Source organism: Anaerobacillus sp. 63XJN7_4_ISO-PGPR-S23-413, from assembly GCF_056173725.1.
Map to the genome: position 1 here is coordinate 924,842 of NZ_CM149688.1, position 13,048 is coordinate 937,889.

A 13,048-nucleotide genomic window follows, 5' to 3' on the forward strand; every position below is an offset into this window, starting at 1 on the left:
TTAATAAGATAGGCTTCTTTTAACTAGAATTAAAGATTGAGTCATGTGGATTCATTTGAAATAATTGGTATTATAAATTCGGCCATATTATTGAAGAAATTCACTTTACCATCGGTAGAATGGTTGCAATTAAAAGTGAAAATTTGTAATGGAGGTATCAAAAGTGAAAGTTGAAGTTCTTATATTTGTAATAAGCATACTGTTAATGCCTTATTTTTTGTTCGAACTCTTTAATGACATTAGTAATCAAGCAGGAATTATATCTTTAATTTCCTCAATTTTTATGTTGATATTGTTAATTTTCTCTGCAAGCCTTATCGTGAGGCATTGGAAAGAGGAAAAAAAGACGACAATGTAATTCTAAAGGAAAATAAAAAGTTATTAAGCTAACGGGGGCCTTTCTGAAAATTTTTTGGGGGAGTGTTTTAGTGAGTAAAAAAACCTTTAACATAATTGGGTGGATTCTGCTTTTGGCAATGGGTGCTTCGTGGATAGGGTTTGGCTATTCAAGTTGGTACTTATTATTAACGCCAATGGCGTATATTTCTTTTTCAGTTAATAATGGCAACATAAAAAAATTAGGAAAGATAAAACAAATGTCCTTATTACAAATAATTCTAAGCTTGTTTGCATTTATTGTGTCAGTGGTTATTGTATTTAGTCTTATCCAATTGGCTAATTACTTGATAAACGATATATTACACTTAACTGGAGGGGTAAGGACTCTCAGTGTGATTATTGCTGTGATTCTTTCATTATACCCTGTTAAGTTTACTTTTGGCAGTGTTGTTTATAAAGTAACAAGTAACTTTAATGCTACAAGATAAGGAGATGTTTGTGAGTCTTGAAGGACAGAGGCTACTCTGCAATCTCGGAGCAAATCTGGAATACATCATGTCATTCTCAAATTAGATAACCTTAAGTTGGAAGGTGGTACTCATTCAATTATTTGAAGCAATGAAATTTGGTAGTGATAAACAGAAAAAAGCTTATATAGCAATTGAAAAACTGGGTATTATGTATGAATTAAGAACCTACCATCCAGTCTTGTGCGGAACCATCCCAATTGGAATCGATGTAGAGGACTCTGATCTAGACATTATTATGGATGTAAATAAACTAGATGAATTCGAAAGTCAGCTAAAAACTCTTTATGGGAATAAAGAAAAATTCAAGGTGAAGCGAACAACCATTAGGTTTAAAGAGGTTGTAAAAGCGAATTTTGTTTTCAATAATTTTGAATTCGAGTTATTCGGGCAAAATGAGCCTGTACATAATCAGAACGCATATCTTCATATGATAATTGAATATAAGTTGATGCAAAAAATTCCTGAACTTAAATCCAAAGTGTTAGGACTCAGAAAACAAGGTCACAAAACTGAACCAGCATTTTGTGAGATCCTCGGAATTACTGAAGATCCATATTATGGTCTCATACGCTATGGAATTGAAGAGGGGATTATATCCAAAATGAATTGAATTACTTTATTCAATAAACTCGGAGTTATCTTTAAATAGGTATTTAGTTTGACTTTCTGAAGAAAAGGTCAGGGGGAATACTGGTGAAAATAATTAGAATAATTTTGGCGACTGTTTTAGTTGCCTTTTGTAGCTATGGCTTGGTAACTGGAACAACTGGAATCATGTTGCCTTATTTATTGCTATTAATGGGTGGAATGTTTCTTCTCATGGGAGTTATTGAATTTCAAAAACGAAAGCCAGTCGCATTCACATCATTTCTTGTTGCTGGATTTAGTTTTTTTGTTGGGATTTATACTATATAAGTAATCTAGCAAAAAACAGAGTGAGATTTTGTGGGAAATCTAACTGATTGCTTCGAAATCAAGTCTTCAAGTAAATCTGAGCTTATCTGTAATAGATAGGCTCCTTTTAACTGTAAATAAAGATTGAGATATGGGGAATTTTTTTGAAATGATTAGTATGGAAATTTGTGCGGCATTCTAGAAAACTTGGATTTGAGATAATTTGCGTAGATTTGTTTAATTGTTTGATGTCTGGACCTTAATTTATACTTACTTAAATCCAGATATGGTTTTGAAGGGGAATTAGTCCTGTGTTAGTATAAATGGATTATAGATAGGAGGGATGTTGATGGAAAGTAAATCGGCATGGCTACTGATTGCAATCGGAGCTTCACTATGGGGAGTAATAGGGATTTTCGTAACGTACCTTTATGAGATAGGATTTACGCCGCTTGAAGTCGTAGCAATGCGAGTGTTAACGGCTTCCATCTTCATGGTCCCTTATGTTTTTATAAAGAATCGTCATCTGTTCAAAATAAAGGTGGGGGACTCCGGGTATTTCATAGGTACCGGTATTATTAGTATTGTTCTTTTTAATTGGTGTTTGTTCAGTTCTATGAAAGAGTCTTCTATTTCGATTGCATTCATCTTACTTTATACAGCACCGGCGTTTGTTACGATTCTATCTCGAATTCTCTTCAAAGAATCACTGACCGCTCGCAAGGTCACTGCCCTAATGATTACGTTGATAGGGTGTTCCCTTGTAATTGGAATCTTTTCTAGCTCCACCGCATCCATTTCGCTATATGGATTAATCGTTGGACTAGGATCAGGATTTTTCTATGCCCTTTACAGCATATTCGGAAAAGCAGCACTTTCGAAATATGACTCACTAACCGTTACGGTGTACACGTTTCTTTTCGCTTCATTCGCAATTGTCCCTTTCAGTGGATTAGGTTCGAGAGTTTCTACTTTGACCGATCTAAAAGTGGTAGGACTCGTAATCGGACTTGGCTTTCTTTCTACGATGCTCCCATTCATTTTCTACACGAAAGGTCTTCAATATGTGGAATCAAGCCGTGCCTCGATTATAGCAACGATTGAGCCAGTCGTCGCGTCTGTCATCGGGTTCTTCATTTTCAACGAAACCTTATCGACGTGGCAATATATCGGAATGATCATGGTGATCAGCTCTGTGATCATCGTGCAGGAATCAAAGAACCAAAAAATAAATCGCCCACAGCAATATAACCGTATCGAAGCGTGATTCATTTGACGGTGCCTGTCACGACTCGTTACCAAATGCAGTAAAGCCTATTTGGTGCGTTAGTTGAAAATCTTGAGGATATCTCGAGATCAAGTCTTCAGTAATTTCGGAGCAAGTTTTTAAGAACTAGAAGTACATTTTTTGTGAAATAAGTGTTCAAAATAAAGATTACTGCTGTAAAATAAGGTGTATTATATTGTTGAATAGATTCTCTTGTAAGAGAAGAAAAGTGGTGAGCAAAGTGGGAAGATATCAATTGGATAACAAAAGTAAGGTAGCTGTGACAAAGTTTCATGAGAAACAGCCGTCTGCTAAATTTGATAAAAAGAGTCATCTTGAAAAAATACGTGCGGAGTATTTAAAAAAGAAGCAAAAACAGACAGATAAATAATGTTGTGGAAAACAGAGGGAGATTAAATTCGTCCTATGTTTTTCTTATGACAAGTTATATTTCGATATTTTTTGCAAAGTTGGAGCTTTAATTGAATGAAAAAAAGGGGAACTCCATTCTCATTGGAGTTCCCCTTTTACAATTTAACGGTTTAAGCATGCGTGCCAAGCAAAGCATCGTTTGCTGAAACATAGTCATAACCAAGGTCACGTGCAACGGCTTCGTAAGTAATCGCTCCGTTTGCTACGTTCAATCCTTTTTCAAGTGCCGGGTTGCTTTGGATCGCAGCCGTTACGCCTTTATTTGCGATTTGGATCGCGTAAGGAATCGTTACGTTTGTTAGTGCGATCGTTGATGTTCTTGGAACTGCACCAGGCATGTTCGCTACGGCATAATGAACAACGCCGTGCTTTTCGTAAGTTGGGTTATCGTGCGTAGTAATGTGATCAACTGTTTCAATGATTCCGCCCTGGTCAATCGCAACATCGACAAGAACAGATCCAGGTGTCATGCTTTTCACCATTTCTTCGGTTACAAGCTTCGGAGCTTTTGCTCCTGGAATGAGTACGGCTCCAACAACAAGGTCCGCTTCTTTAACAGCTTGTGCGATGTTGAGTGGATTAGACATAAGCGTATTAATCGCATTTCCGAAAATATCATCAAGCTGACGAAGGCGCTCAGCGCTTAAGTCAAGAATCGTCACATCTGCGCCAAGACCCATCGCGATTTTCGCTGCGTTTGTACCTACAACGCCACCGCCGATAATGGTTACCTTGCCACGCTTCACTCCTGGAACGCCGCCAAGCAAAATGCCTTTTCCGCCTTTAGGCTTTTCAAGAATTTGTGCACCGATTTGAGAAGCCATGCGTCCTGCCACTTCACTCATTGGTGTTAGAAGTGGTAATGTTCCACGATCGACAACTGTTTCGTACGCGATCGCTGTTACGCCGCTATCTTTAAGAGCTTTCGTTAGTTCAGGCTCAGCTGCTAAATGTAGATAAGTGAAGAGAATGAGTCCTTCACGGAAATAAGTATATTCAGAAGGAAGTGGTTCTTTTACTTTCATCACCATTTCTTGATTCCAAACAACGGCTACATCTGTCGCAATTGTGGCGCCAGCTTCTCGATAGTCGATATCCTCGAAACCGCTTCCAATTCCTGCTTCAGTTTCAACTGTTACGTGATGACCAGCCTTTGTTAGTGCGATGACGCCTGCTGGAGTAATCGCTACACGATTTTCATTATTTTTAATTTCCTTTGGAATACCAATATACATCATTTCATCCCCTTAGCCTTAATTAATGATCAATTACCTACGATTATAGACGCCCTATTTGGATTTCACATTGTGTAAATAAAAGAAAATAAAAGGGGGTGTTTGTGTAATTACACAAACACCCTATAATTTCATTTGTTCTATTTTTAAATCGAGATAGATTGTGACTTTTTGGTTAGCGTCTTTTAAATCAAGATTTGCTACATCAGTGATGCGTTTTAACCGATAGTTTAACGTATTCGTATGAACATGGAGAACCTGAGCCGCGGCCTTCACGTTGCTATCGTGCTGCAAATATACTTCTAGCGTTTCAAGTAGCTGTGTGTGATTAATGGCATCGTACTGCTTGAGCTTCTCAATATAATTGTTTTGATAATGCTTGCGCTCTTTATAGAGAAGATCAATAAATTGATAGATCCCAAGATTTTGATAGCTATAAATTGACATCACTTCACGCTTGAATCGTTCTTTAATGGATAACACATGAAGTGCTTCACGGTAGCTATCTTTAATCGAAAGAGGACTTTGGTAAAGCGTACCAGCTCCGCCTTTTAGTGTATCAACACCAAGGCGATTACTAATTTTCTCAACAAACACCTGTACAAATTCTGATAGCTGCTCGGCCGTGTTTTTTTGATCAGTTGGTCGAACGAGCAGAATGAGCTGATTCTGATCCAACGTACTATAGATTAATTCGATTTGGTGAGAAGCCTGAATGTAATAGTTCATATGGCGTTCGAGCGATTGTTGAATTTCATCATTAAACTCAAAGACTACGATCGCCATTTCACCCTTTATCTTAATTTGGTAGGTGGAGGCTTGATCTAGTATATTTGCTTCTTTCGTATAATGTCCCGTAAGCAGTTTCCAGAAAAACTCGCGATGACCTTCTTCTGAATGTCGCTTCTTTATTTCAAGTTTAAGAATTTGATTTTTAACGACTTTAGCCGCTTTTTTTAGAAGCGCTAATTCTTCTTGCTTTACTTCCCAATTAAGTTGAGCCCAAATAAAGCCGAGAAGCTCTTCGTTTTTTCGAACCGATATCGCCACTCTTTGTCCTAGCCCTACTTCTGGGATCGCCGGGATAATAACCGGATCATCACTCTCAAATAGCTGAGGGATAATGCCTTTTTTCCATAGGCTTTTGATCACATCTTCTGGAACTTTTCGTTTCATGATAGTAGCAATACGAGCAGGGTCCACATTTTCATCGTGTGAACTATACGCTAGAATGCGATGATCTGAATCTTCAATCGTGACGGGGCAGCCAAGGTTTTCTCGAATGCAGTCAGCTAAATCTTCTAACGAACGGAATGGCCCCTGAAAAGGGTTATGACGTTCTTGATCGGTATGCATTTTCTACCACTCCTTTCTTATGACTCGTAAACGATGTCCTTACATTCATTACTTCTGATTAAGAGTATACAAGAAAATGAACACCTTTGTGGGATTTCACAAAGAGAAGTTAAGAAATTGTTAGGATTCACAAAGGAAAGTGGGCACGTATCATGGCCGAGGTGAGAAAAAATGACGAAAATAATAACCTATCAACCTATAAGTTCATCATTATTAAACTTTTAAAATAAATGGTATGACATAATTAAATTAATGTGTTATTCTAATAATCGAATCTAGTAGGGAGGCGTTGGATAAATGGTGGAGCAAAGTGCGATTCGATGGTTTCATGAAATAAGAAAGGAAGATATTGCTCTTGTCGGTGGTAAGGGAGCAAATCTTGGAGAGCTTACGCAGAGTGGTGTACACGTACCGCCTGGTTTTTGTGTAACAGCTGAAGCGTATGCCACGTTTATCTCTGAACGAGAACTTGATCAGTCGATTCTTCAAAAAATGAAGACGCTTGATTATGAAAATAATGATCAGCTTAATGAGGTGAGTGCTGAGATCAGGGAATGGATCCTACAGACAGATATGCTTGAATCTCTTGAAGTAGAGATCCGAAATGCTTATGCAGCGTTTAGTGAGGATCTTAACGTAACGGACCCGTTCGTTGCCGTTCGAAGCTCGGCAACGGCTGAAGATCTTCCGGAAGCCTCTTTTGCAGGTCAGCAAGATACATATCTTGAGATTTCTGGGATTACAGCACTTCTTTATCACATCAAGAAATGCTGGGCGTCGCTCTGGACATCACGAGCTATTTACTATCGCGAAAAACAGCAGTTCAACCATTTCGATGTCTCTCTTTGTGCGGTCGTACAACTAATGGTGAATAGTGAAAAATCAGGTGTTATTTTTACAGCGAATCCAATTACGGGTGAACGAGAGCAGATGATGATTAATGCGAGCTGGGGACTTGGCGAAGCGGTTGTCTCAGGGATGGTTTCACCAGATGAGTACATCGTCGATAAGAGAACGTTTAAATTAATCGAAAAGCACGTAGCCGAAAAGAAAGTGCTTGTCGTAAAGAAAGCCAACGCAATCGGAACGGATACGGTTGCCGTGAAAGAATATTTAAGTGAGAAGCACGTCAATCAACAATGCTTAACGCAAGCTGAAATCGCTCAGCTTTCACGTGACGCTGTTCGAATTGAAGAACTTTATCAAACGCCTCAGGATATTGAGTGGGGCCTTGATTGCCAAACAAATGAACTTTACATTCTGCAAGCTCGTCCAATAACAACACTAAAAGAGGAGGAAACAAAAGTGGTTGAAAAGGTTGAAACGCCAAAGAAGATGCTCGTTCGAGGATTAGCTGCCTCACCTGGTTCTGCAAGCGGAAAGGTTCGTAAAATCAAAGATATTAGTGAAGTTTCTCTTGTAGAAGAAGGCGACATTCTAGTGACCATTATGACGAATCCAGATATGATTCCTGCTATGAAAAAAGCGGCAGCGCTCGTTACAGATGAAGGCGGACGGACGTGTCACGCCGCTATTGTTTCACGTGAATTCGGAATCCCGTGTATTGTTGGATCTTCGATTGCAACAGATGTGTTAATGGATGGAATGGAAGTAACGGTTGATGCGACGCGTGGAGTTGTATATGAAGGAATTCTAAATGACGCTGATCCAGCGAGTAAGAAAGAATCGGCTACTGAAGCGACGAACACCAACGAAGGGTTTAACGAAGCACTTCTTCATCAGCTTGCACCGATTACAGGAACAAAGATTTATATGAATCTCGGTGAGCCTGATCTAATCAATAAATACAAACACTTGCCGTTTGACGGCATTGGGTTAATGCGAACGGAATTTATTTTTTCAAATATCGGTATTCACCCGATGCATTTGCTTAAAACCGGACAAGAAGAGATGTTTATTGAAAAAATGAGCGAAGGAATCACGAAGGTGGCGCAGGATATTTACCCGAAGCCGATGGTTGTCCGTCTAAGCGACTTCCGCTCGAATGAATTTCGTGGCCTCATCGGGGGAGATGAAGTGGAACCAGTTGAAGCAAACCCGATGATCGGCTGGCGAGGTGTTTCACGCTATATTTCTCCTCAGTATGAAGAAGGATTCCGTTTGGAGTGTCGAGCGATTAAAAAAGTTCGTGATGAGTACGGCCTAATCAACGTTTGGACAATGCTTCCATTTGTTCGGACAACGTGGGAAGTGGAGAAAGTGAAGAAGATTATGGCAGAAGAAGGACTAGTTCAAAATCAGGAATTCAAGATTTGGATTATGGCGGAAGTGCCGTCTGTCATTTTTGAAGCGGAGGAATTCGCGCAGCTTGTGGATGGCTTCAGCATCGGAAGCAATGATTTAACACAGCTTATTCTTGGATCGGACCGTGACTCTGGCATTCTGAACAGCATGGGTTATTTCGATGAGAGAAATCCTTCCGTAAAACGAGCGATTAAACAGCTGATCCACGGAGCTCATAAGTATGGTAAAACCGTTTCTATTTGTGGACAGGGGCCGTCGACTTACCCTGAATTCACAGAGTTCCTCATTCAAGAAGGAATTGATAGCGTGAGCATTAATCCAGATACGGTGGCAGCGACAAGAAGATCAGTTGCGTCTGTTGAGCAGCGTATGATTTTAAATAAAATAAGAGGCTTGTAAATAAGCATTTACAAGGTGTAGCCGTACTGGTATTATATAACAAAATCAAGTGCGATGATGAGAAGAGTAGATGATGCGACCTTACACAGAGAGCTCCGGTAGCTGAAAAGGAGTGAAGGTAACATGATTGAACCAAACCTCTGAGCTGTACATCGGAACCGAACGTGGGGATGGTGTAACGGGAGCTCCCGTTAACGAGCTATGGTATAAGCAGCTTCTGCCGTACCTGATAAGAGTCATGTGGCGACACATGACTGAACCGGGGTGGCACCGCGATAAGCAATCTCGCCCCCGGGACTATACGTCCTGGGGGTGAGATTTTTTTATTGGTTAAAACTTATCGCGATTGGAGCTGACAAGTTATGAAGCGTCTTAGTACTATTCGGAAGAACGATCTATTGTTGCTTACAACAATGGGAGTGTCAAATATCGGAGGATGGGTGTACCATATTGCTCTCAATCTCATCATCTTAAATCAAACAGGGTCAGCTCTTGCTGTGACAGGGCTATACTTACTGAAGCCATTCGCAACTTTATTCACAAATCCATGGGCTGGAAGTCTAATTGATCGCGTGAACAAACGTTGGCTTATGATTGGGGTGAATGTCACTCAGGCATTAGTGATGCTTATTCTCCCGCTACTATCAAGCTTATGGATGATTTATGCTCTTGTATTTCTGATCAACATGGGTAGCTCGATTTTTCATCCAACATCAATGACTTACATGACGAAGCTTCTTCCTAAAGAAAGGCGAATCCATTTCAATTCTCTTCGAAGCCTGGTCGATTCAGGTGCATTTGTAATTGGGCCAGCGATTGCTGGTGTGCTATTTATTATCGGAACGCCAACCAATGCCATTTACCTTAATGCAGTTGCATTATTTCTTGCTGGCATGTTGTTTCTCTTGCTACCTGATATAGAAGCTGAAACTAGGATGAACATATCTGGTGTGATTTCATTTCAAATGATTAAAGAAGATTGGCGTGTTGTCTACATGTTTAGTCGAAGCGCTATTTTTGTGATTCTCATTTATTTTCTAGTGAGTGCGGTTGGCGTGATGAGTTGGGGAGTCGATTCACTTGAAGCGAGCTTCGCAACAGAAGTTCTTCATCTGACAAATACCGAATATGGTTTTCTCGTAAGTATCGCTGGAATCGGAGTTCTTTTGGGAGCCATTCTTAATACCGTTATTGCAGAAAAAAGAGATCCCCTGTCGTTAATAGGAGGCGGGGCCATTGTGCTTTCCATTGGGTATCTGATATTTGCTTTATCGTCATCCTTTCAGTTAGCTGCGATCGGTTGCTTTGTTCTTTCCTTTTCTCTTTCGTTCATGAATACTGGCTTTTACACTTTTTATCAAAACAATATTCCCGTTGATGTCATGGGGAGGATTGGCAGTTTGTTCAGCTGGCTTGAGGCGGTTTTTGTTATCGTCGTGATGATTGGCTGTGGCATCGCTGCAGAACTTATATCTATACGTTTTAGCGTTATAGTAGGTTCAAGTGTGATGCTAACCTTTGCATTACTTCTTTTAGGAGTTGTTTTGAATACGAGGTCGGTGAAAGTACACAGGATGGCTAAATAGTAGCCATCCTTTTCAATCAATTCAGGTGTTAAATAACGATCGAAAGGACAAAAGTCAAGGCAGAACACCTGTCTTGAATGAAAAGTAAATATTGCTTCTATTCTCACTGAGAAAGTTCATGGAATATCCAAAACTGTTTTTTTGTAAGCATTGTATTCACCTTTAGCGTTTCTCATAATGAAACTATACTGTTGAAGAATGTGATGAGTAGTGAAAGATTCACATATTTTATTCAGGTGTGTTTTCCGATTCCTTTTTCATATAGGAAACGGAGAATCATTCTGCCAGCAGAAATAACTAATGGAGGAACGATAATGAAAAAAATATTAGTTTTAACAATTGCGTGTTTACTCACATTTGGGAATATGACTTACGCCCATACTGGATTGGAAAGTTCTAACCCTGAAGATGGAAGTACAATTACAGAGGAGTTAGACATAGTAACCCTCACTTTCGAAACAGAAATTGAGGAAACAAGCTCTTTTGAATTACAAAATGCGAGTGGTGAAACCGTAGCAGTTGATAACATCACAGTTGAAAACAACACAATGACTGGAACTTTTGATCAGCCAATTGAAAACGGAGAATATGAAGTGCCATGGAAAATTATTGGAGTTGATGGTCATCCAATTGAAGGAACGTTTTCTTTTTCTGTAGACGCACCTGAATCGGAAGTGAAGGAAGATGAGTCATCATCTGAAGAAACAACGAAAGATTTAGAAACTGATGAGACGGAAGAACAAAGGAATAAAGAAGAAGAGACTAAGGCAGATACCGCTGAAGAAGAAAATTCTAGTGGTACAGTAATCGGCATCGTTATTGGTGTCCTGGTTGTTGTGCTTATTGGTAGCGTATTGTTAATGAGGAGGAAAAAATAATCAATGTTTTTCCTAACAGTAATCAGTGAAGCACTGCTTTATATTAGCTTTGCGTTACTGATTGCGGATTATCTTTTCTTATTTATTTCTCACGATAAAAAGCCGGTTATTCATGTTCCTAAAAAAATTCGCCTATTGGCTGCAGGAGGAATTGCGCTTTTTTCCTTCATGCCGATTTTGGATTTACTTCTTTATTTATATGATGACTATGGAATAGGGCAAGCTCTGTCGTCAGTATTATTCACATTTAAAGTAGGTCAGGCTTGGACTTTTACGGTTCTGCTGTCGATTATGTTAAGCTTATTTATTCTCTTCGTTGATGATGGGCAGGAGAAGAGATATCCATTCATTGGTATGGTTCTTCTTCTGTTTCTCATTCTAGCACTAGGGTGGGCGAGCCATTCAAGCTCTCTTCATCCAGTTAAAGGTTTCATTATTCACACGATACACTTTACGGCTGTTATTACCTGGGTAGGAGTACTTTTTGTCATAAGCTGGCTTTCAAAAAACGCGGCAAACTGGACGCAATTTCTGAGATGGTTTCATCCAACCGCTATTATCTGTTTCATAGTAGTAGGGATCACAGGGCTATTGTTAATGCAGTTCGTTATTCCATTACAAGATTATCCTGATGCATGGATGGTTTCTTACGGACAAAGCTTGTTAATCAAACACTTGCTCATTGTTCCACTACTCGGATACGCCTTTCTGAATGGTGTTATCATGAAGAAAAAGCTTAAAGAGAATAAATCGTTTGATCCAAGACCGTGGACAAAAGTAGAATCCGTTATGGTGTTACTGATTTTTGCCGCTACGGGTGCGATGAGCCACTCTTCACCTCCAAACAATCTGGCTTCTCTCATTCGTCTTGAAGGCGTATCACCGCTGTTTACGCTATTCACAAACGGATTAGTTCGACCTGGTGTCTCTATTGAATTAGTCGTTAACGTGAATACGCTATTGCTTGGCGCTTTAGCCGTAGTGTTTATAGTGGTGATGATTGCTGCATTTATGAAAAAGATGGCACCAATTTTTTCATTTCTAATGAGCGTGTTGTTTATCATATCAGCTTATTTAGCTTTGCTACAAAGCGTTCAAATGATGTAAATACGAACCCCCGAGAGCCTTGCTCTCGGGGGTTCGTATTTAATTTATCTATTAGCTATAATGGCTCTAGTTTTTAGATTTCCTTCTTTAACTACAACTTAGAAAACACCTAGACTGAAAAATGCGCGTTGATCCAAACGATGGTTCAACGGGCTACAAGTAAAACTATTTAAATCTTAAAATGCTGATTCTCGAGTAGGAGCACTTTTTCCGTCGTTTGGTGAGCTTGTTTTTTCGTATGCTCAACGAGATCATAAATGAGCGGACTGCACTTTTTAGCCCCTTTGATGAGAAGCGGTACTCCGAGAGTATCGATGCCAAGCCCTCGAGAAAGACCTCCTCCTATTGACATAACAAACGGGACGGTTGGTGACGTGTTTGAGAGGATAATCTGATCATCTACTTGAAAATGGTCAAATAGCATTAAAGTCATATCATATAAAGCGGGCACGATCAGTTTCGACGATTTTTTACCAATTGTGTAGACTTTATGGCCATCTGAATCCCGACCGTGGAAAAGGAGTCGTCCGGCGTCCTTTTTCGTTAATTTGTTAAAAAAGGGCACGGCAAGAACTTCTTCACTTGTTAAAGGAAGAGAAGAGGGCTTTAAAAGATGTAAATGAAAGGCAGCAGCTATTGATGTGGTGTGTGTCCCACCGTAGTCATGATAAATGTAAATCATATGCTCATCCCTGTAATTGAATTTACTAACAAGTATTACCTGATTAGCGGGAAACAATCCTGTGATCAACCTTTCAAT

General features: G+C 39.6%; 12 protein-coding genes and 1 other annotated feature. Of the genes, 9 read left to right on the top strand and 3 right to left on the bottom strand.

Annotated elements, in window-relative coordinates; genetic code table 11:
* Positions 1 to 428 precede the first annotated feature (428 nt).
* The 5 genes from AC0VYO_RS05055 to AC0VYO_RS05075 all read left to right on the top strand — a co-directional run bounded on the left by AC0VYO_RS05055 (position 429) and on the right by AC0VYO_RS05075 (position 3,421).
* Entirely contained in the window at positions 429 to 827 is a 399-nt protein-coding gene (locus tag AC0VYO_RS05055; RefSeq protein WP_430243580.1) for a disulfide bond formation protein DsbD, read from the top strand.
* A 130-nt stretch (positions 828 to 957) separates the two neighbouring features.
* A complete protein-coding gene (locus AC0VYO_RS05060) occupies positions 958 to 1,479 on the top strand; it encodes a DUF4269 domain-containing protein (RefSeq protein WP_475368542.1) in 522 nt (173 codons plus the stop codon).
* A gap of 104 nt (positions 1,480 to 1,583) precedes the next feature.
* The gene (locus tag AC0VYO_RS05065) at positions 1,584 to 1,784 is read left to right on the top strand and encodes a DUF3953 domain-containing protein (RefSeq protein WP_475368543.1); all 201 of its coding nucleotides are present in this window, start codon (positions 1,584 to 1,586) and stop codon (positions 1,782 to 1,784) included.
* A gap of 328 nt (positions 1,785 to 2,112) precedes the next feature.
* A complete protein-coding gene (locus AC0VYO_RS05070; protein WP_475366757.1) occupies positions 2,113 to 3,030 on the top strand; it encodes a DMT family transporter in 918 nt (305 codons plus the stop codon).
* Between the two features lie 256 nt (positions 3,031 to 3,286).
* Complete coding sequence (locus AC0VYO_RS05075; protein ID WP_475369086.1) at positions 3,287 to 3,421, top strand: hypothetical protein; 135 nt, start codon at positions 3,287 to 3,289, stop codon at positions 3,419 to 3,421.
* Between the two features lie 151 nt (positions 3,422 to 3,572).
* Here AC0VYO_RS05075 and ald read toward each other — a convergent pair whose 3' ends face one another.
* Together ald and AC0VYO_RS05085 are read right to left on the bottom strand one after the other, a co-directional pair.
* Positions 3,573 to 4,697 carry an alanine dehydrogenase gene (gene ald, locus AC0VYO_RS05080; protein WP_430243572.1) on the bottom strand — a complete coding sequence of 375 codons (1,125 nt, stop codon included), beginning with the start codon at positions 4,695 to 4,697 and terminating at the stop codon, positions 3,573 to 3,575.
* Positions 4,698 to 4,820: 123 nt separating this feature from the next.
* Positions 4,821 to 6,053 carry a PucR family transcriptional regulator gene (locus tag AC0VYO_RS05085; protein ID WP_475366758.1) on the bottom strand — a complete coding sequence of 411 codons (1,233 nt, stop codon included), beginning with the start codon at positions 6,051 to 6,053 and terminating at the stop codon, positions 4,821 to 4,823.
* 297 nt (positions 6,054 to 6,350) lie between these two features.
* Here AC0VYO_RS05085 and ppsA point away from each other — a divergent pair, with 297 nt between their 5' ends.
* From ppsA to AC0VYO_RS05105, 4 genes are all read left to right on the top strand, one after another.
* On the top strand, positions 6,351 to 8,717 hold the full coding sequence (ppsA, locus tag AC0VYO_RS05090; protein WP_475366759.1) for a phosphoenolpyruvate synthase: 2,367 nt from the start codon (positions 6,351 to 6,353) through the stop codon (positions 8,715 to 8,717).
* 45 nt (positions 8,718 to 8,762) lie between these two features.
* Positions 8,763 to 9,013: a binding site (T-box leader), on the top strand.
* A 66-nt stretch (positions 9,014 to 9,079) separates the two neighbouring features.
* Positions 9,080 to 10,303 carry an MFS transporter gene (locus AC0VYO_RS05095; RefSeq protein WP_475368544.1) on the top strand — a complete coding sequence of 408 codons (1,224 nt, stop codon included), beginning with the start codon at positions 9,080 to 9,082 and terminating at the stop codon, positions 10,301 to 10,303.
* 314 nt (positions 10,304 to 10,617) lie between these two features.
* Positions 10,618 to 11,181, top strand: a complete 564-nt coding sequence (locus AC0VYO_RS05100) for a copper resistance CopC family protein (protein ID WP_475368545.1) — start codon at positions 10,618 to 10,620, stop codon at positions 11,179 to 11,181.
* Between the two features lie 3 nt (positions 11,182 to 11,184).
* Positions 11,185 to 12,288, top strand: a complete 1,104-nt coding sequence (locus AC0VYO_RS05105; RefSeq protein WP_475368546.1) for a copper resistance D family protein — start codon at positions 11,185 to 11,187, stop codon at positions 12,286 to 12,288.
* A 169-nt stretch (positions 12,289 to 12,457) separates the two neighbouring features.
* Here the strand turns inward: AC0VYO_RS05105 and AC0VYO_RS05110 are convergent, their stop codons facing one another.
* Complete coding sequence (locus tag AC0VYO_RS05110; RefSeq protein WP_283152812.1) at positions 12,458 to 12,970, bottom strand: DUF3189 family protein; 513 nt, start codon at positions 12,968 to 12,970, stop codon at positions 12,458 to 12,460.
* Positions 12,971 to 13,048 lie beyond the last annotated feature (78 nt).